Here is a 20,087-nt window from a genome sequence, read left to right as displayed (position 1 = left end):
ACCTTCACCCCCGGTAATTTGTATCGAGCATGCTACGCAGCTTTTTCGCAAAGCCTACATCTAACACAGCTACAACGACTCGCTCATCTCTCCCAATCGCATGCCCTAATTGTTGTCGATTTTCGACCTTTCTCATTGGTACGTTGTAGTACGTAGTTTTATCTGTGATGCGTTTTGTAGTATTTACTGACGCATCTTCAGATAGCAATACAAGTTTTGCTTTGCCACTTCGTACTTCTTTTAAAACGAGTTCTTCACCCGAAATAATTTTCCGAGCCCGGTTTGCTAGTCCTAAAAACGATTTCCAATCGGACACTTATTTCGACTCCTTCTCAACAAGCTCAAGAAGCTCTTCATATAAAGAACCGTCGATTTTCGCTTTTAGATGATGTTCCAAAACATTTTTCTTTTGAGCTTGAAGAATGCTCTCCTTGTCCTTCGACAAGTAAGCACCTCGTCCTGATTTTTTCCCAGTTAAATCAATGGACACTTCTCCCTCTTTGGAACGAACAATGCGAACGAGCTCTCGTTTTGATTTCATTTCTTGCGTTGCAACACATTTTCGTAACGGAACTTTTCGATTGCTCATACTCATCACCTCTATTCGATTTCGTCTTCCACTGAATCGAATCCAAATGCGATTACGCTATCTTCTTCTGTTACAATACCAAGTTGTTTCGCATCAGACTCACTCTTAATATCAATTTTCCAGCCTGTTAATTTAGCTGCAAGACGTGCATTTTGTCCACGCTTACCGATAGCTAATGATAACTGGTGGTCTGGAACAACTACTGTTGTCGCTTTTTCTTCTTCATCTACAAGTACTTTAACAACTTGTGATGGGCTTAATGCATTTGCAACATATTCAACTGGATCATTTGACCAGCGGACGATGTCAATTTTTTCACCTTTTAATTCGTCTACAATGCGTTGTACACGTTGCCCTTTTGGTCCTACACAAGAACCAACTGGATCAACATCAGTGTTCTCTGCATATACAGAGATCTTAGAGCGATCGCCAGCTTCACGTGCTACAGAACGAATTTCTACAGTTCCATCATAGATTTCAGGAACTTCCATTTCGAATAAACGTTTTAAAAGACCAGGATGTGTACGTGATACGTAAATTTGTGGTCCTTTTGTCGTTTTTTCTACTTTCGTAATGAATACGCGAATACGATCATGTGGTTTGTATTGCTCATTAGGCATTTGCTCACTTACAGGTAATAAAGCTTCTACTTTTCCTAAGCTTACATAGATGAAACGAGCATCTTGACGTTGTACAATACCTACCATAATATCTTCTTCACGGTCACTAAACTCAGAGTAAATAACACCGCGCTCTGCTTCACGCACTCGTTGTGTGACAACTTGTTTTGCAGTTTGTGCTGCAATACGACCAAAGTCTTTTGGTGTTACTTCAATTTCTAGTACGTCACCATCTTGGTAGTTTGGATTAATTTGTCTTGCTTCCTCTACAGAAATTTCAAGACGTGGATCAAACACATTGTCTACTACGTCTTTACGTGCTAAAACTTGAATTGTTCCCACTTCTGGGTTAAAGCTCACACGAACGTTTTGTGCTTGATTAAAATTGCGCTTATAAGCAGAGATTAAAGCTGCTTCAATCGCATCAATAATAATGTCTTTGCTAATGCCTTTTTCAGATTCTAATACGAGCAAAGCATCTAATAACTCAGTGCTCATGAAGATCCCCCTTCTAACTAAAACGTAACAGCAAGTCGCGCATTTGCGACTTTATCCATCGAAATTTGGATTTCTTTTTTACGTGTTTTAATTGTTAATAATAATGTTATTGTTGTACCATCGTAAGAAAGCAGTTTTCCTTCAAACATCTTTTCACCATCAATCGGCTCATATGTTTTAATTGCCACTTGTTTTCCTACCGCTTGCTGGAAGTCTTTTTCTTTCTTTAATGGGCGTTCCGCTCCAGGAGATGATACATCCAAAAAGTAAAGATGAGGAATTGGATCCTCTTTATCTAAAGCTTCGCTTAAACGTTCACTTACCGCACCGCATTCTTCAATGTCGACTCCCTTTTCAGAATCGATGAATACGCGTAAGAACCAGTCTTGTCCTTCTTTCACATACTCTACATCTACAAGTTCAAGATTTAACTCTTCAACGATCGGCTGCGCAAATGCTTCTACAACTTCTGTGACTTTCTTATCCATAAACAGCCTCCTTCCTGCCGTCATGTACCATTTAAAAGAAGAAGACCCCGCCACTTTAAAAACGGTCTATCTTATTCTTTCTCGTTAGCTAACAAAAGCCCCTGCTGTTCAGCAGGGATTATCTGTCTTAGTATTACCAAATTTAAGAAGTAAAACTTGTAACAAAATATGTATATACGACAGAAATCTTTTACCTATCTACGTAGAGAAAACATAGATAGTAACACGAAAGAGTGGGTTTCCCCACTCTTTTCTTTACACAATATACATGACATGGTTATCTCGGTTAATAGTATATCATAGGAAATGTTGATTTGCAAAGACTTTTCCTACCTACTAGAACAGTGATAACTGGTTTTGATCCGGTAAATCTCCTAAACAACCTTGACTATCTAAATACTCAATAATTGTTTTCGAAACCTTACTACGCTGCTGCAAGTCCTCTTTTGATAAGAAGTCTCCATTTTTACGTGCTTCCACAATACTTAAAGCTGCGTTTGTACCAAGACCAGGTACCGCATTAAATGGAGGAATTAATGTGTCTCCATCAATAATAAATTCTGTTGCATGTGAGCGGTATAAATCCACCTTTTGGAATGAGTATCCACGCTCACACATTTCAAGTGTCATTTCTAGTACTGTTAATAAACTTTTCTCTTTCGGCGCAGCATCTAGTCCCTTTTGAGCAATTTCATCAATTCTTGCACGTATAGATGCTGAACCTTTCGCCATTGCCTCTACATCAAAATCATCTGCACGAACTGTAAAATATGCGGCATAGAATAACAGTGCAAAATGTACTTTAAAGTATGCGATACGTACAGCCATAAGTACGTAAGCAGCCGCATGGGCTTTAGGGAACATGTATTTAATCTTCTTACATGAATCAATATACCAACCTGGTACATTATTATTTTTCATGTCTTCTTCCCATTCTTCCGGTACACCTTTACCTTTACGAACCGACTCCATGATTTTGAAGGCTAATGATGGATCTAGACCTTGATAGATTAAATATACCATGATGTCATCACGACAACCGATAACTTCGCTCAGCGTACATGTACCGTTATAAATTAACTCGTTTGCATTACCAAGCCATACGTCAGTACCATGTGATAGTCCAGAAATTTGGACTAACTCTGAGAATGTCGTCGGTTTCGTCTCTTCTAACATCTGTCTTACGAATTTTGTACCAAACTCTGGTATACCAAGTGTACCTGTTTTACAGTTAATTTGCTCTTCCGTTACCCCTAACGATTCTGGACCAGAGAAAATTTTCATTACTTCTGGATCATCCGTTGGGATTGTTTTCGGATCAATACCACTTAAATCTTGTAACATACGAATAACGGTCGGATCATCGTGTCCTAGTATATCAAGTTTTAATAAATTATCATGAATCGAGTGGAAATCAAAATGCGTTGTTCTCCATTCAGCACCAATTGAATCAGCTGGGTACTGTATTGGTGAGAAATCAAAGATATCCATGTAATCTGGCACAACGATAATACCGCCTGGATGCTGTCCTGTTGTACGTTTTACACCGGTACACCCTGCTACTAAGCGATCAATCTCTGCATTTCGAATCGTTAAGTTATGATCATTTGCATAACCTTTTACATATCCGTAAGCAGTTTTTTCCGCAACTGTACCAATCGTTCCTGCACGATATACATAGTCTTCACCGAACAGTACTTTCGTATAGTTATGGGCACGTGGTTGGTATTCCCCGGAGAAGTTCAAATCGATATCGGGCACCTTATCTCCTTTAAATCCAAGGAACGTTTCGAAAGGAATGTCATGTCCATCTTTTACATATGGAATATTACAAGCAGGACATTCTTTATCTGGTAAGTCAAAACCAGAACCTACAGAACCATCATTAAAGAATTCTGATTGCTTACACTTCGGACATACATAGTGTGGTGGTAATGGGTTTACTTCTGTAATTTCCATCATCGTTGCAACAAATGATGACCCTACCGATCCACGCGAACCTACTAGATATCCGTCTACTAACGATTTTTTCACAAGCTTATGTGAAATTAAATAAATTACGGCGAATCCATGCCCAATAATACTTTTTAATTCTTTTTCTAAACGTGCTTCTACAATTTCCGGTAGCTCTTCACCATAAATGCTACGCGCCATTTTATAACTCATATCACGCGTTTCATCATCAGCACCTTCAATTTTCGGTGTGTATAGATCGTCTTTTACTGGATGCACATCACCAATTAATGACGCAATCTTTTGTGTATTTGTTACAACAACTTCTTTCGCTTTGTCTTCACCTAAGAATGAAAAACATTCTAACATCTCATCAGTTGTACGGAAATGTACTGGCGGTAATGAATGTCGATTTAACGGATTGGCTCCGCCCTGCGAACTGACTAAAATTTTACGATACATCGCATCCTCAGGGTCTAAATAATGCACGTTTCCTGTAGCAACAACTGGTTTATCTAACGTCTCACCTAGTTTTACTAAGTTAGAAATAATTGTTTTTAATTGACCTTCGTCTCGAACAAGCTCACGTTCTACTAAATGACGCAACACCTCTGGAGGCATTACTTCAATGTAATCATAGAACTGGGCAATTTCTTCTACCTCTTCAGGTGCCTTTTGCATCATTGCCTCGAACACTTCACCTTTATCACAAGCCGTTCCTACTAAAATTCCTTCACGATATTTTTTTAATAGTGACCTCGGCACACGTGGTACACGGTAAAAGTAATTAAGGTGAGAATATGAAACAAGTTTATATAAATTTTTCAATCCAACATCCGATGTGGCAAGTAACGTCATATGACTTGGACGGCCACGCTTATACGCATCCCCTTGTCCCATGCTATCATTTAATTGATCGTGATATTCAAATCCCTTTTCAATTACGTCTTTCAACATTTTCACAAGTAAATATCCCGTCGCTTCTGTATCATAAATCGCACGGTGATGTTGTGTTAATTCAATATCAAGTTTTTTACACATCGTATTTAATCGATGATTTTTCATTTCTGGGAATAAGAATCGTGCAAGTTCTAACGTATCAATAACTGGATTATTCGTTTTTTCTAGTCCAGCCTTTTTAAAACCTACGTTAATAAAGCCCATATCAAAGCTCGCGTTATGGGCAACAAGTGTATGGTCGCCCATCCATTCCTCAAACTTTTTAAACACTTCGTCCACTTCAGGTGCATCAGTTAACATATCATCCGTAATACCTGTCAATTCAATAATCGTCGCTGATAATGGTTGATGTGGATTTGCGAAAGATTCAAAGCGATCAATAATTTCGCCACCCTTTACTTTTACGGCAGCCAACTCAATGACTGTATCGTATACAGCTGATAAACCTGTCGTCTCAACGTCGAAAACAACATACGTTTCCTCTGCAAGTAAACGATGCGCTTCGTTATACGCTATCGGTACACCATCATTAACTAGATTTGCTTCTACACCATATATAACTTTAACTCCAGCCTTCTTCCCTGCAGAATACGCCTCTGGGAAAGACTGAGCCACGGCATGATCTGTAACCGCAATAGCCTCATGTCCCCATTTACCAGCTTGAGCAACAAGCTTAGAAACTGGAGTGACAGCGTCCATTTGACTCATCGGAGTATGGAGATGCAGCTCTACTCGTTTTTCGCCTTCTGGTGCTTTATCTTTACGAGACGGTCCTGTTATTTCATTAATATCATTTGCAATCATTACTAAATCTCGAACGAATGTATCGTTTTGAACAGAACCACGTGCTTTCACCCACATTCCTTTTTTCAAGGATTGCAGCATCGGAATATCTTCTTTGTCACGTGAGAACATTTTGATCATAATAGAATCCGTATAATCCGTTATTTTTAAAGTTAATAACGTACGCCCACTACGAAGCTCTTTTGTTTCTACATGGAAGACATATCCTTGAACCGTTTTTCTTCTTTCTTCATCTTGAATTTCTCGCATCGGTGTAATCTCTTCATCTGGCTTAATAAGATACCCGAGTGTAATCGGTCCTTCATACACAACGCTGCTTTCTTCAGCTTGCTTCTTCGCCATTTCTTCCATAGCTTGTATAACACGCTCACGGTCTTCTTGCTGCGTTTGTTCACGAAACTTTTGCATTTCTTCTGTATTTTGCTGTATATGTGTGTCTAACTGAAAACGCGGGAATCCAAAAACTTCGTATTGATCCCCTACTGGTTTCGCAACGTTTTTCTTTAAAGCCGTAGACTCCAGCTCGTTATTTACATTTATTAACAACTTCACTCCATTCACCTGTGGAAGCTGCTTCTTTAAGTATGCGAACATAGGTGAAAATGTAATTCGTTCCGTACAAAGCGGCCAATACGCCCTCACTTCTTCTTCTGTAAATTGTTTATTCTCTGTTTCTAATGCAAATGTTGTTCTTGCAATATGAGAAAATGATTGCTTAAGCTTTGTTTCTAGCAATTCATATAATTCTGTAGGCAAAATACGTGGCACTTGTAAATCAAAATGCCAACTTTTATTCGCTTTATCAATAACGAGCCTTTCAATACCACCGCCTTGTAAATATTGATTTATAAGGTCGTCTGGTATTTGCAACTGCTGGAGCAAAATTTGAAATCGCTCTTGTTGTTCATTTGTTAAAGACATAAGCACTCTCCTTCCATTTGCTATTATAAATTGAAACGTACCACAAAGAAAGATTTCTCACCTCTTCTTTTACAAAATACGTTTACAAAGAAAGAGAAGGTACCCCATTACGAGGTACCTCTTCTTATTTTAAAATATTTGCAATATATGTTTGAAGTTCTTCTACTTTTACTTCTTCAGACTCACCTGTAGCACGTACTTTCACTTCTACAATACCTTCGTCTGCTTTTTTACCAACTGTAACACGAACTGGAAGACCGAATAAATCTGCATCTGCAAATTTAACACCTGCACGTTCTGCACGATCGTCTAATAACACTTCATAGCCTTGTTCTTGTAATGAGTTGTAAATATTTTCACCCATTTCACGTTGTGCATCAGATTTCATATTTACTGGAATTACATGCACATGGAACGGTGCTACCGCTTTTGGCCAAACTAAGCCGTTCTCATCGTTAAATTGCTCTGCAATTGCTGCTACTGTACGAGATACACCGATACCGTAACAACCCATAATAAGTGGTTGTGTTTTTCCGTTTTCATCTAGGAATGTTGCGTTCATTGCTTCACTATAACGAGTTCCTAATTTGAATACATGACCAACTTCAATTCCGCGTGCGAAAAGAATTGTTCCGTTTCCATCTGGAGATTGGTCTCCTTCTTGAATGAAGCGTAAATCTGTATATTGACTTACTTTAAAGTCACGTTCTGGATTTACATTTACATAATGGAATCCTTCTTCATTCGCTCCTGAACATCCGTTAACAATTGATGCTACAGCATGATCAGCAATAATTTCGATATCACCTGTTACATTAATCGGTCCTAATGAACCCACTTCACAATTTAATAATGCTTTTACTTCTTCATGAGAAGCAAGCTCAACAACTGAAGCGCCGTATACATTTTTCACTTTCACATCGTTTACTTCGTGATCACCACGAACAAGTACAACTACTAATTTCTCATCTACTTTAAACACCATAGACTTAATGCACTTGTCAGCTGCAATGTTTAAGAATGCAGATACTTCTTCAATTGCTTTTTGGTCTGGTGTTGCTACTTTTTCAAGTGCTTTTTCTGCTTCGTCACTCTTCTTATACGTAGCTACAACAGGAGCCATTTCGATGTTTGCTGCATAATCAGATGTGTCAGAGTATGCAATTGTATCTTCACCAACATCAGATAATACCATAAATTCATGTGTATCTTTTCCGCCCATTGCTCCAGAATCAGCAATAACTGCACGGAAATTCAAATCACAGCGAGCAAAAATGTTAGAGTATGCTTTATATAAGCGATCGTATACTTCATCTAAGCTCTCTTGTGTAGCATGGAAAGAGTATGCATCTTTCATTAGAAACTCTCTTCCACGTAATAAGCCGAAACGAGGTCTTTGCTCATCACGGAATTTTGTTTGAATTTGGTATAATGTTAACGGTAATTTTTTATATGATTTCACTTCATCACGCACAAGATCCGTAATTACTTCCTCATGTGTCGCTCCTAATGCGAATTCACGAGCATTACGATCTTTCATACGCATTAATTCAGATCCGTAAGAATACCAACGACCTGATTCTTGCCATAATTCCGCAGCTTGCATAGCTGGCATTAATAATTCTACAGCTCCTGCGCGCTCCATTTCTTCTCGAACGATACGTTCTACTTTGTGTAATACTTTTAATCCAAATGGTAGAAAGCTATAAATACCAGAAGCATTTTGACGCATAAAACCTGCACGAAGTAATAGCTGATGACTCTTAATTTCAGCATCAGCTGGAACTTCACGTAATGTAGGACTGAATACCATACTTTGTTTCATTTATTTGCACCTCTTCATTTTACTCTTACACGCAGTAAAACCCCTCACCTCGAGTTAGGTGAGGGATTTTATTCTACGAGCTCTATTTCATTATAAGTTTCACTTTATTTTACAAGAAAAACTTACGAATGTCATTCCAAGTTACAACTAACATAAGTAACATTAATAATGCAAAACCAATAAAGTGAACCATTCCTTCTTTTTGGCGATCAATTGGTTTTCCTCGTAACGCTTCAATTAAGAAGAAGAATAAACGGCCACCATCTAAAGCAGGAACTGGTAATAAATTAAATAAACCAAGATTAATGCTTAGAACTGCAGCTAAACTTAGTACACGCGTAAACCCATAATCTACAACTTGATCTGTTAGATTATAAATTCCTACTGGACCTGATAACTCATTAATAGAAAATTGACCAGTTACTAATTTAACAAGAGATTCAAAAATTAGTTTCGTCCATTGGTACGTTTGTTCAAATCCTGATTTAATAGAACCCATTACTGTTTTCTCTACAGGAGAATAAACACCGATTCTACCAACTTCGTCTTTTCCTTCTTTATCAAGTGTTGGCGTTACTTTCACATTAAACTGTTCATTATCACGCTTTACTTGTAACGTAATTTCTTTATTTGGGTTTTCACGTACAATAGTAACAACATCTTTCCATGTACTTGTGTTTTTCCCATCAATAGCTTGAATTGTATCATTCTCTTTCAATCCAGCTTGCTGTGCTGCACTGTTATCCATCACTTTTCCGACCATTGGTTTGTCAATAGGGACCCCTTGTACAAATCCAAGAATCACAAAAATAACAAATGCTAAAATGAAGTTCATTGCAGGACCCGCAAAGATTGTTAAAGCGCGTTGCCCTAGTTTTTTCGAGCCAAATTGTCTATTATACGGGGCAATTTGAATTTCTTCCCCCGCAGTAATAATACGAGCCTTTTCATTCACTCGGAATGTTTGAAGCTCTTCCTCGTACTCTTCATAGCCCGAAATTGTTAAATTATGCTCCAAATCAGCTTGTTCGACTTCAATAACACGAACATTTGGATACTTTTCATATCCATCAAAAACTAATTTCACAACTTCGTCTTTTTCATTTAATACAAGGCCAACCTTTTTCCCAGGCTTTAACTCAACTGTGTCCGCATCCTCGCCAGCCATTCTTACATAGCCACCAAGGGGCAGTAATCGAATCGTATACACCGTTTCATTCTTTTCAAATGAGAATATTTTCGGACCAAAACCAATCGCAAACTCGCGGCATAAAATACCTGCTCTTTTTGCGAAATATAGATGCCCTAGCTCATGGAAAAATACGAGTGCACCGAAAATTAATATAAAGGCAATCGCTGTATTCAATTCCATAACCACCTTTGCTAAATTTGTTCCATCACAAACCGTCTTGTGGCCGCATCAATTTCCAAAATTTCCTCTAAGCTCGGTCGTGCAATGACATTGTGATGGTTCATTGCTTTTTCAATGAGGTCTTCCACTGTTAAGAAATCAATTCTCTTTTGTAAAAAGGCTTCAACAGCTACTTCATTCGCTGCGTTCATTACAGCTGGCATACTTCCACCTGCTTTTCCAGCTTCATACGCAAAACGTAAACAACGGAATCGTTCTTGGTCCATTTTCTCAAAATGCAACGTCCCTATTTCCCATAAGTTTAACTGTTTTGTGTCTGAAAGAGGCAATCTATCAGGATATGTAAGTGCGTATTGAATTGGTACTCGCATATCAGGTGAACCAAGCTGCGCCATTACACTACGATCTTCAAATTCAACCATAGAATGGATAATACTTTCTTTATGTAAAACAACATCGATTTGCTCATAAGGGATACCAAAAAGCCAATGTGCTTCAATTACTTCTAGTCCCTTATTCATCATTGTAGCAGAATCAATTGTAATTTTCGAACCCATTGACCAGTTTGGATGTCGAAGCGCATCTTCTACGGTCACACGATGCAATTCATCCCTCGTTTTATCGCGGAAACTTCCACCAGAAGCCGTTATAATAAGACGAGAAATTCTTTTTTCATTTTCACCATTCAAGCATTGAAAAATAGCCGAATGTTCACTATCAACTGGAAGTAACGAAACATTATGTTTTCGTGCTGCTTCCATTACAAGATGTCCTGCAGTTACTAACGTTTCTTTATTTGCAATTCCAATTGTTTTTTTCGCCTCAATTGCACGAAGTGTTGGTAACAACCCTACGCTACCTACAACAGCATTTACTACAATCTCCGCATCTGGATGTAATGCTACTTCTAAAAGTCCTTCACTACCATATACAATTTTTGTATTACCAGAAACAGATTGTAATTTTAAAACATCTTCCTCTCTTTGCACAGAGACGATTTGCGGAGAAAATTCTTGAATTACCTTTACTGCGTAGTCAATATTTTTCCCTACAGAAAAAGCAACGAGACGGAATTGGTCTGGGTGCGAGCGTAATACATCTAAAGTTTGTGTACCAATTGATCCGCTTGCACCTAATAAACTAATGTTTTTCATGACTCCAACCCCTCGTTCATTTATTAATTGTATTGTAATAAGAAGTAGAGAATTGGTAAAACGAATAACCAACTATCTGTTCGGTCTAATATACCACCATGCCCAGGTAAAATTGTACCTGAATCCTTTACGCCATAATGACGTTTAAAAGCAGATTGTACTAAATCACCAATTTGTCCAAAAATAGAAATGATAATTGTCAGCACAATTAAAATTACTACATTCGATTCGACTGGGAAGAACAAGTTGTAAACAAGTGCCACAATAATTCCACAAACGATGCCCCCTAATGAACCTTCAATCGTTTTATTTGGACTGATTTCTGGCCACAATTTTCTCTTGCCCAATGCTTTTCCTACGAAATATGCGCCTGAATCAGTAGCCCATATAACAAATAATGCGCAAAATACATATTTAATTCCTAATATTCTCGTTTCATTTAAATATAAGAATCCCATTGCCACATATGTCGTTGCCATCAGTAAAAATGAAGCATTATCAAAAGTAAATGTATTCTTAGAAAGGACTGTATATGATAAAAGTAATAAAACAATCACAAATGTGATTTCCAATTTACCTAATCCAATCCATGTAAACAGTTCTGATGCACTACTTGGAATTAAAAGAATCCACAATAATACTGCAGCTAAAACTGTCGGTACTGAAATAAGCGTAAGCTTATTCATACGAATTAATTCATATAAACCTATAGAAGCAAGTGCATACACTAAAACCGTAAAAGGCACGCCACCGTATATTACGATGGGAATGAATAGCGCGGCAGCAACCACTCCAGTAATAATTCTCTGTTTCACTACCAAACCCTCTCTTTCTACACGCCTCCGAATCTGCGCCCTCTATGTTGAAAGTCAGTAATCGCATTTAGCAAATGTTCTTCTTTGAAGTCTGGCCAATACACGTCTGTAAACCAAAACTCCGAATATGCAATTTGCCATAACATGAAATTACTAATACGTAGCTCTCCGCTTGTTCGGATTAACAACTCTGGATCAGGTAAAGAACTCGTCATTAAGTAGGAGGAAAGCATTTCTTCACTTACCTCTTCAGAACGAATTTTTCCTTCCTCATTATCTTTCATCATATGTTGCACAGCAGAAACGATTTCATCTCGACTTCCATAGTTTAACGCGAAATTAAGAATTAATCCCGTATTCTCTTTCGTATCTTCCATGGCTTTCTCCATCGCTCTGCGTGTATGCGTAGGAAGACGATCTTTTTGCCCTATTACTCGGACTTGTACGTTTTCTTCAATCAATTCTGGTAAAAATGTACCTAGAAATTCTTCTGGAAGCTTCATTAAATAATCAACTTCCTTTTTCGGTCTTTTCCAGTTCTCAGTTGAAAAAGCATAAAGAGTTAACACTTTCACATTAAGTTTACTTGCAAATTTTGTAATTTTCTTTACAACTTGCATACCTTCATGATGTCCCGCAATACGAGGCATTGCTCTCCTCTTTGCCCATCTTCCATTCCCATCCATAATGATGGCAATATGTTCTGGGATATATCCTTTTTTCACTTCTTCAACGAGATGATCAAACGATGTGTCCTTTTTACCTTTAAAAAAAGGAAAGTTTTTAAACATCATTCATACCCTCCAGCAAGCAGACGTATGCCTAAAAGTGTAAAAAGACCCCCTTAAGAAGAGGGTCATAATTGCGAAGTTATCGCTATTACACTTCCATGATTTCTTTTTCTTTGTTTTTTGCGATTTCGTCAACTTTTGCAATATATTTATCTGTTTCTTTTTGGATATCTTCAGTATATCCTCTTAAATCATCTTCTGTAATCTCGCCAGCTTTTTCAAGCTTCTTAAGATCATCATTTCCGTCACGACGTACGTTACGAACAGCAACTTTAGCTTCTTCAGCATATTTTTTCACAACTTTTACAAGATCACGACGACGTTCTTCTGTTAATGCAGGGAATGCAATACGAATTACAGTTCCATCATTAGAAGGATTTAAGCCTAAATCTGCTTTTAAAATTGCTTTTTCAATATCACCGATAGAAGTTTTATCATAAGGTTGAATTACTAGTAAACGCGCTTCTGGAACTGTAATGTTCGCTAATTGCACAACTGGTGTTGGTGCACCATAGTAATCAACTTGTACCTTATCTAATACAGACGCGTTTGCACGGCCAGCACGAACTGTTGCTAATTCACGAGAATAAGCAGCAACTGCTTTTTCCATTTTTTCATTTGAAGACTTCAATACTTGTTGTCCCATATTTATTTCCCCCTTACCACTGTTCCGATATTTTCGCCTAAAACGGCACGTTTAATATTACCTTTTTCCATAACTGAGAATACAATTAATGGAATATCATTATCCATACATAGAGAAGAAGCTGTAGAATCCATTACACCTAAACCTTCTTTTAATACGTCTAAGTAAGTAAGCGTTTCATATTTCGTAGCTGTTGGATCAATAGATGGATCCGCATTATATACACCATCTACATTGTTTTTTGCCATTAAAATTACATCTGCTTCAATTTCTGCCGCACGTAATGCTGCTGTTGTATCTGTAGAGAAGTATGGGTTACCTGTACCTGCTGCAAAGATAACAACACGTTTTTTCTCTAAGTGACGAACTGCTTTACGACGAATGTAAGGTTCTGCAACTTGACGCATCTCAATTGAAGTTTGTACACGAGTTTGAATTCCGATATTCTCCAAGCTATCTTGAAGAGCTAATGAATTCATAACTGTCGCTAACATGCCCATGTAATCTGCCCCTGCACGATCCATGCCCATTTCACTTCCAATTTTCCCACGCCAAATGTTACCGCCACCAACAACAACAGCAACCTCTACATCAAGTTCTGCAATTTCTTTTACTTGTTCCGCAACTGACTTAATAACAGTTGGGTTAATTCCAAATCCTTGCTCTCCAGCTAAAGCTTCTCCACTTAGCTTTAAAACGACACGATTATATTTCGGTTTACTCATAATGAACCTCCAATTGCTTACATCTTTATTTTAAAAAAGGGAACACAATGTGTTCCCTAATCTGTATTAGTTGCTACCTTTTACTTGGTTCATTACTTCTTCAGCAAAGTTGTCTTCGCGTTTTTCGATACCTTCACCAACAGCGTAGCGAACGAATCCTTTTAATGTTCCGCCTTTAGACTCAACGAACTGACGAACTTTCATATCAGGGTTTTTAACGAATGCTTGGTCAAGTAAGCAAATCTCTTCGAAGAATTTGCCTAAACGGCCTTCAACCATTTTTGCAACGATTTTCTCAGGCTTGCCTTCGTTTAATGCTTGTTGTGTTAATACTTGACGCTCATGCTCAACTTCTTCAGCTGTTACAGCATCGCGGTCGATGTATTTAGGGTTAACTGCAGCGATGTGCATTGCAACATCTTTAGCAGCAGCTTCATCAGTAGAACCTTCAAGAACTGTTAATACACCAATGCGTCCACCCATGTGTAGGTAAGCGCCGAATGCATCTGCATCAGTTTTTGATACGATTTCGAAACGACGAAGTGTAAGTTTTTCACCAATTTTAGCGATTGCTTCGTTGATGTGCTCTTCAACTTTTTTACCGTTTTCCATTGTTTGAGCCATAGCTTCTTCAACGTTAGCTGGTTTGTTAGTTAATAAGTGAGCAGCTAATTCTTTAATTAGTGTTTGGAAACCTTCGTTTTTCGCAACGAAATCAGTTTCAGAGTTTAATTCTAAGATTAAAGCATCGTTACCGTTTGTTTCGATGAAAGTTAAACCTTCAGCAGCAATGCGGTCAGCTTTTTTAGCAGCTTTCGCAATACCTTTTTCACGTAAGAAGTCAATTGCCTTCTCCATGTCGCCGTTAGTTTCTGTTAAAGCTTTTTTGCAGTCCATCATACCTGCGCCAGTTTTTTCACGTAATTCTTTTACCATTTGAGCAGTGATTGCCATACTTTTCATCCTCCTAAAATATGTATTTATACCTTTTATAAAGGTGTTTATACCTTAAAAAAGGTGATAAAAGGCCGAACCCCTTATCACCTTTCCAACTTTGTTACGCAGTAACAGTTTCTTCACCTTGTTTTGCTTCAAGGATCGCGTCTGCCATTTTAGATGTAAGAAGTTTTACAGCACGAATTGCATCATCGTTTGCTGGGATAACGTGATCGATTTCGTCTGGATCACAGTTTGTATCAACGATACCGATGATTGGAATGTGTAATTTGCGTGCTTCAGCAACTGCAATACGCTCTTTACGAGGGTCTACTACGAATAATGCACTTGGAAGACCTTTCATATCTTTAATACCGCCTAAGAATTTCTCAAGACGCTCTAACTCTTTTTTAAGTTGAACAACTTCTTTCTTAGGAAGTACTTCGAAAGTACCATCTTCTTGCATTCTTTCGATGTCTTTAAGACGCTTGATACGCTTTTGGATTGTTTGGAAGTTTGTTAAAGTTCCGCCTAACCAACGTTGGTTAACGAAGTACATACCAGCACGAGTTGCTTCTTCTTTAATAGCTTCTTGTGCTTGTTTTTTAGTACCTACGAATAAGATGTCTCCGCCTTCAGCAGCGATGTCGCGCATCGTTCTGTAAGCTTCCTCAACTTTTTTCACAGTTTTTTGTAAGTCGATGATGTAGATACCGTTACGCTCTGTGAAAATGTAACGCTTCATTTTTGGGTTCCAACGACGAGTTTGATGTCCGAAATGAACACCAGCTTCAAGCAATTGCTTCATAGAAATTACTGACATAATATAGTTCCTCCTAAATGGTTTTTGATATCCTCCGTTTACTTCATCTCTAAGCGAAACTACAAACGTAGCACCAACACTTAAATCAGTAAACGTGTGTACTTTGTACTGACACCACTGCTTACTATATCATACTGAAATATTACAATCAAGTCGAAAATGCGAACAATGTAAAACTTTCTTTGTGCATACTCGAATTCTAGTATTACCAACCTTCATTTCTTTTAAGCAAAAAAATAAATACAATTAATAGTTTTCTCAGAAAACACGCTTATGACACTTTTCACAAGCACCATCTATCCATTGCACATAAAAAACTCTCCTCGATTGAGGAGAGTTTTTTACAAATTAGTTTGTTTTTAATTTAGCAAGTTCCTGTAGAAACTTGTCGTTTAGCACTTTAATGTATGTTCCTTTCATACCTAAAGAACGAGACTCAATAACACCAGCACTTTCTAATTTACGTAGTGCATTTACGATTACAGAACGAGTAATTCCTACGCGATCAGCAATTTTACTTGCAACAAGTAAACCTTCTGTTCCATTTAATTCTTCGAAGATGTGCTCAATCGCTTCTAACTCACTGTAAGATAATGAGCTGATTGCCATTTGAACAACAGCTTTACTACGTGCTTCCTCTTCGATTTCTTCTGCTTTTTCACGTAAGATTTCCATACCTACAACAGTTGAGCTGTACTCAGCAAGGATTAAATCATCATCTAAGAACTCTTGACCAAGACGAGCTAATACTAATGTACCTAGACGCTCACCGCCACCAACGATTGGTACGATTGTAGTTAAACCTTGACCAAATAATTCTCTGTTTTCTACTGGGAATGCTGTGTAAGCACTGTTCACATCTAAGTTTGAAGATGTTTCTGTAATGTTGAATAAGCTTTGTGTATATTCTTCTGGGAATTGACGTTCTGCAAGCATTTGCTTCATGCGTTCGTTTTCGATTTGTTGGTGAATTGCATAACCTAGTAATTTACCACGACGGCTAACTACGAATACGTTTGCTTCGATTACTTCACACATTGTGTCAGACATTTCTCTAAAGTTTACAGGCTTCCCTGCTGCGCTCTGTAATAACGCATTTAATTTTCTCGTTTTTGCTAATAATTCCATTTCAAAAGTTCCTCCTACATGTTACTCACATATTTTTTCATCACTTGGAAACTAGGGCGAGTCACCTGATGACACTATTACAAAATAAACTGGCTCACATCTTTATTTTTAGCAATTGTTGCTAATTTCTCCTCAACGTATTGAGGTGTTATCGTTATTTTCTCTAACGTAATTTCAGATGCTTCAAACGATAAATCTTCAAGGAGCTTCTCCATAATCGTATGAAGTCTTCTTGCTCCAATATTATCTGTATCCTGATTAACTTGATAAGCAATCTCAGCAATCTTACGAATAGCTTCGTCTGAAAATTCAATTTCTATACCTTCAGTCGCTAATAATGCCATATATTGTTTAATTAACGCATTGTCAGGCTCGATTAGTATTTTAACAAAATCGTCTGTCGATAATTTTGTTAATTCTACTCGAATCGGAAATCTCCCTTGCAATTCCGGAATTAAATCCGACGGTTTAGACATATGGAACGCTCCAGCTGCAACGAATAAAATATAATCCGTTTTTACTGATCCGTATTTTGTCGCAACATTCGACCCTTCTACAATCGGCAAAATGTCACGTTGCACACCTTCACGTGATACATCTACGCTATTCGACTGCTTACCAGCAATTTTGTCAATTTCATCGATAAAAATAATCCCGAGCTGTTCAGCACGATAAACAGCCTCTTGTGTAACTTCATCCATATCAATTAAGCGCTGTGCCTCTTCATTTGTCAAGAGTTTTCTTGCTTCTTTTACAGAAAGTTTACGTTTTTTCGTTTTTTTCGGCATAAAACTTCCTAGCGCATCTTGGAAATTCATTCCCATTTGCTCCATACCAGTTCCTTGTAACATATCAAACATGGAAGACTGTTGTTCAGTCACTTCAATCGATACAATTTCGTCTTCAAGAAGCCCTGCAGCAAGCTTTCTCTCCACATCTTGACGCTTCTTTTCGATTTCAACATCTTCTTGTGTATCAGACGTTTGATTCGAATTTTGAGTGCCTCCAAAAAGCATCTCTAATGGATTTTTGAATCCAGATTGTTTCTCTGGACTCGGCACTAAAATTTCAACAAGACGTTGATTCGCTTGCTCTTCGGCTTTATCTTGAACTTTCACTACCATTTCTTCTTTTACGATACGAACCGATGTTTCCACCAGGTCACGTACCATCGACTCTACATCTCTACCCACATATCCAACTTCTGTGAATTTTGTGGCCTCAACCTTAATAAAAGGTGCTCCAACGAGTTTCGCCATTCGTCGTGCTACCTCTGTTTTCCCAACACCTGTCGGTCCAATCATTAAGATATTTTTAGGTGCAATTTCGTCACGTAAATTTTCAGCTAATTTACTGCGACGATATCGATTTCTCAACGCTACAGCAACCGCTTTCTTTGCGTCTTTTTGACCGATGATGTATTGATCTAATTTTTCCACAATTTGGCGCGGAGTAAAATGTAAATGCATATAAAATGCCTCCCTTACGATTCTACAATTCTTCAACAATTATGTTGTGATTCGTATAAACACAAATATCGCCAGCAATCTCTAAACTCGCTTTCGCAATTTGCTTCGCTGTTAAGTGTTCACTTGCATATTGCTTTAAAGCACGACCTGCAGAAAGTGCATAATTTCCACCAGATCCAATTGCTAAAATACCATCATCCGGTTCAATCACTTCTCCTGTACCTGAAACAAGGAGCATAGTTGTTTTATCCATGACAATGAGCATTGCTTCTAGCTGACGTAACATTTTATCGCCACGCCATTGTTTGGCCATTTCAACAGCAGCACGCTGCAAGTTGCCATTATACTCTTCTAATTTCCCTTCAAACATTTCAAAAAGAGTAAATGCGTCAGCAACTGATCCTGCGAAACCAGCTAAAACTTTACCTTGGAAAAGTTTACGAACTTTACGAGCTGTATGTTTCATTACAACAGCATTTCCCATTGTCACTTGGCCATCTCCAGCCATTGCACATTCTCCATTATGATGAACTGCAAATATCGTTGTAGCGTGGAAATTTCCCATAGAAAAAACTCCTTTATTTGTTTTTATAGCTTTTAAAGCAATTTATGCCCGCGGGTGATGCTTCATGTAAACAGAACGCAATCTTTCTTTAGAGACATGCGTATAAATTTGTGTCGTCGACAAATTTTCATGGCCTAATAACTCCTGTACAGTACGTAAATCCGCCCCTTCATCTAGCATATGTGTAGCAAATGTATGCCTTAACATATGGGGACTTATCCGCATTGTCAGCGAAGCCTTTTTAATGAGTTCATTTAAAACATAACGAACTCCACGACTTGTTAGCGGTGTACCTTTCGCATTTAAAAATACCATATGAGAGTCTTCGTCAGTCTTATTAACTAACTGTTTTCTCCCATTCTCTATATAAGTAATTAAAGAATCTTGCGCATAGCTTCCGAACGGAATATACCTTTGTTTTTTTCCTTTTCCCATTACTAAAATTGTTCCCACCGCAAAGTCAATATCGGTAAGTTGTAAATTGACACATTCACTCACACGGATCCCAGTCGCATACATCAACTCTAACAAAGCTTGATTCCTTTGACCTAATGGTGTTTCCGTGTCAGAAACTTCAAATAATTCCTCTAACTCTTCAGCATATAAAAACTTTGGGATTGACAATTCTTTTTTGGGGAGTGACGCAAGTGCAAACGGATTATCCTTTCGATAACCTTCACGCATCAAAAAACGATATAAACTTCGTAAGCTTGATACTTTTCTTGCGACAGATTTACGGGCTAACTTCTCATCGTGCAACGTCGTTAAGTACAAACGAACATCCGCGTATGTAACGTCTAAAAAAGAGGATATGCCTTCTCGTTTCATAAATTGCACAAAATGTTCTAAATCATTTTGATAACTTGCAATTGTATATTTTGAATAATTTCTTTCAATTTGTAAATATCCAACGAATAATTGTAACAATTTCTTCACATTCACACAACTCACCTCAATAAAGGCTACTAAATCGTATCACAACTTAGTAGCCTTTGCAAGAAATTT

18 protein-coding genes are annotated in these 20,087 nt (G+C 37.9%); all 18 read right to left on the bottom strand.

Going from position 1 to position 20,087, the window contains the following annotated elements:
- Positions 1–4: 4 nt before the first annotated feature.
- The 18 genes from ACTFR8_RS13645 to xerC all read right to left on the bottom strand — a co-directional run bounded on the left by ACTFR8_RS13645 (position 5) and on the right by xerC (position 20,024).
- Positions 5–316, bottom strand: a complete 312-nt coding sequence (locus ACTFR8_RS13645) for a YlxQ family RNA-binding protein (RefSeq protein WP_001286524.1) — start codon at positions 314–316, stop codon at positions 5–7.
- Positions 317–589, bottom strand: a complete 273-nt coding sequence (gene rnpM / locus ACTFR8_RS13640) for an RNase P modulator RnpM (RefSeq protein WP_000071127.1) — start codon at positions 587–589, stop codon at positions 317–319.
- A gap of 11 nt (positions 590–600) precedes the next feature.
- A complete protein-coding gene (gene nusA, locus ACTFR8_RS13635; RefSeq protein ID WP_000102604.1) occupies positions 601–1,707 on the bottom strand; it encodes a transcription termination factor NusA in 1,107 nt (368 codons plus the stop codon).
- 17 nt (positions 1,708–1,724) lie between these two features.
- Complete coding sequence (gene rimP / locus ACTFR8_RS13630; RefSeq protein WP_000359096.1) at positions 1,725–2,195, bottom strand: ribosome maturation factor RimP; 471 nt, start codon at positions 2,193–2,195, stop codon at positions 1,725–1,727.
- A 336-nt stretch (positions 2,196–2,531) separates the two neighbouring features.
- Positions 2,532–6,833 carry a PolC-type DNA polymerase III gene (locus ACTFR8_RS13625; RefSeq protein WP_000060005.1) on the bottom strand — a complete coding sequence of 1,434 codons (4,302 nt, stop codon included), beginning with the start codon at positions 6,831–6,833 and terminating at the stop codon, positions 2,532–2,534.
- A gap of 124 nt (positions 6,834–6,957) precedes the next feature.
- Entirely contained in the window at positions 6,958–8,658 is a 1,701-nt protein-coding gene (locus tag ACTFR8_RS13620; protein WP_100619338.1) for a proline--tRNA ligase, read from the bottom strand.
- Between the two features lie 109 nt (positions 8,659–8,767).
- Positions 8,768–10,024, bottom strand: a complete 1,257-nt coding sequence (rseP, locus tag ACTFR8_RS13615) for an RIP metalloprotease RseP (protein ID WP_001090243.1) — start codon at positions 10,022–10,024, stop codon at positions 8,768–8,770.
- 17 nt (positions 10,025–10,041) lie between these two features.
- Positions 10,042–11,184, bottom strand: a complete 1,143-nt coding sequence (gene dxr, locus ACTFR8_RS13610; protein ID WP_000790375.1) for a 1-deoxy-D-xylulose-5-phosphate reductoisomerase — start codon at positions 11,182–11,184, stop codon at positions 10,042–10,044.
- Between the two features lie 23 nt (positions 11,185–11,207).
- Positions 11,208–11,999 (bottom strand): phosphatidate cytidylyltransferase, encoded by a 792-nt coding sequence (gene cdsA, locus ACTFR8_RS13605; protein ID WP_100619336.1) that lies wholly within the window; start codon positions 11,997–11,999, stop codon positions 11,208–11,210.
- 17 nt (positions 12,000–12,016) lie between these two features.
- Positions 12,017–12,793, bottom strand: coding sequence for an isoprenyl transferase (uppS, locus tag ACTFR8_RS13600; RefSeq protein WP_000971296.1), 777 nt, complete (start codon positions 12,791–12,793; stop codon positions 12,017–12,019).
- Between the two features lie 85 nt (positions 12,794–12,878).
- Positions 12,879–13,436 (bottom strand): ribosome recycling factor, encoded by a 558-nt coding sequence (gene frr / locus ACTFR8_RS13595; protein ID WP_000531501.1) that lies wholly within the window; start codon positions 13,434–13,436, stop codon positions 12,879–12,881.
- A gap of 2 nt (positions 13,437–13,438) precedes the next feature.
- Positions 13,439–14,161: a UMP kinase gene (pyrH, locus tag ACTFR8_RS13590; protein WP_000042668.1), complete on the bottom strand. Its 723-nt coding sequence runs from the start codon at positions 14,159–14,161 to the stop codon at positions 13,439–13,441.
- Positions 14,162–14,227: 66 nt separating this feature from the next.
- Positions 14,228–15,115, bottom strand: coding sequence for a translation elongation factor Ts (gene tsf, locus ACTFR8_RS13585; RefSeq protein ID WP_001018578.1), 888 nt, complete (start codon positions 15,113–15,115; stop codon positions 14,228–14,230).
- A 103-nt stretch (positions 15,116–15,218) separates the two neighbouring features.
- The gene (rpsB, locus tag ACTFR8_RS13580; RefSeq protein WP_000111485.1) at positions 15,219–15,920 is read right to left on the bottom strand and encodes a 30S ribosomal protein S2; all 702 of its coding nucleotides are present in this window, start codon (positions 15,918–15,920) and stop codon (positions 15,219–15,221) included.
- Positions 15,921–16,268: 348 nt separating this feature from the next.
- On the bottom strand, positions 16,269–17,048 hold the full coding sequence (gene codY, locus ACTFR8_RS13575) for a GTP-sensing pleiotropic transcriptional regulator CodY (protein WP_000421290.1): 780 nt from the start codon (positions 17,046–17,048) through the stop codon (positions 16,269–16,271).
- 77 nt (positions 17,049–17,125) lie between these two features.
- On the bottom strand, positions 17,126–18,517 hold the full coding sequence (gene hslU / locus ACTFR8_RS13570) for an ATP-dependent protease ATPase subunit HslU (protein WP_000550087.1): 1,392 nt from the start codon (positions 18,515–18,517) through the stop codon (positions 17,126–17,128).
- Positions 18,518–18,539: 22 nt separating this feature from the next.
- Positions 18,540–19,082 (bottom strand): ATP-dependent protease proteolytic subunit HslV, encoded by a 543-nt coding sequence (gene hslV / locus ACTFR8_RS13565; protein ID WP_000526272.1) that lies wholly within the window; start codon positions 19,080–19,082, stop codon positions 18,540–18,542.
- 42 nt (positions 19,083–19,124) lie between these two features.
- Complete coding sequence (xerC, locus tag ACTFR8_RS13560) at positions 19,125–20,024, bottom strand: tyrosine recombinase XerC (protein ID WP_044584806.1); 900 nt, start codon at positions 20,022–20,024, stop codon at positions 19,125–19,127.
- Positions 20,025–20,087: the final 63 nt, after the last annotated feature.

The sequence above is a fragment of the Bacillus cereus group sp. MYBK15-3 genome, assembly GCF_051916765.1.
In the GTDB taxonomy this organism is placed as follows: Bacteria; Bacillota; Bacilli; order Bacillales; family Bacillaceae_G; genus Bacillus_A; species Bacillus_A cereus.
The sequence above is the reverse complement of the archived record's forward strand: the minus strand, read 5'-3'. Positions and strand labels throughout refer to the sequence as shown.

Coding starts and splice junctions, on each gene's coding strand:
- rnpM (WP_000071127.1), bottom strand. CDS start 589: ATGAGCAATCGAAAAGTTCCGTTACGAAAATGTGTTGCAACGCAAGAA.
- nusA (WP_000102604.1), bottom strand. CDS start 1,707: ATGAGCACTGAGTTATTAGATGCTTTGCTCGTATTAGAATCTGAAAAA.
- rimP (WP_000359096.1), bottom strand. CDS start 2,195: ATGGATAAGAAAGTCACAGAAGTTGTAGAAGCATTTGCGCAGCCGATC.
- ACTFR8_RS13625 (WP_000060005.1), bottom strand. CDS start 6,833: ATGTCTTTAACAAATGAACAACAAGAGCGATTTCAAATTTTGCTCCAG.
- ACTFR8_RS13620 (WP_100619338.1), bottom strand. CDS start 8,658: ATGAAACAAAGTATGGTATTCAGTCCTACATTACGTGAAGTTCCAGCT.
- dxr (WP_000790375.1), bottom strand. CDS start 11,184: ATGAAAAACATTAGTTTATTAGGTGCAAGCGGATCAATTGGTACACAA.
- uppS (WP_000971296.1), bottom strand. CDS start 12,793: ATGATGTTTAAAAACTTTCCTTTTTTTAAAGGTAAAAAGGACACATCG.
- frr (WP_000531501.1), bottom strand. CDS start 13,436: ATGGGACAACAAGTATTGAAGTCTTCAAATGAAAAAATGGAAAAAGCA.
- pyrH (WP_000042668.1), bottom strand. CDS start 14,161: ATGAGTAAACCGAAATATAATCGTGTCGTTTTAAAGCTAAGTGGAGAA.
- tsf (WP_001018578.1), bottom strand. CDS start 15,115: ATGGCAATCACTGCTCAAATGGTAAAAGAATTACGTGAAAAAACTGGC.
- rpsB (WP_000111485.1), bottom strand. CDS start 15,920: ATGTCAGTAATTTCTATGAAGCAATTGCTTGAAGCTGGTGTTCATTTC.
- codY (WP_000421290.1), bottom strand. CDS start 17,048: ATGGAATTATTAGCAAAAACGAGAAAATTAAATGCGTTATTACAGAGC.
- hslU (WP_000550087.1), bottom strand. CDS start 18,517: ATGCATTTACATTTTACTCCGCGCCAAATTGTGGAAAAATTAGATCAA.
- hslV (WP_000526272.1), bottom strand. CDS start 19,082: ATGGGAAATTTCCACGCTACAACGATATTTGCAGTTCATCATAATGGA.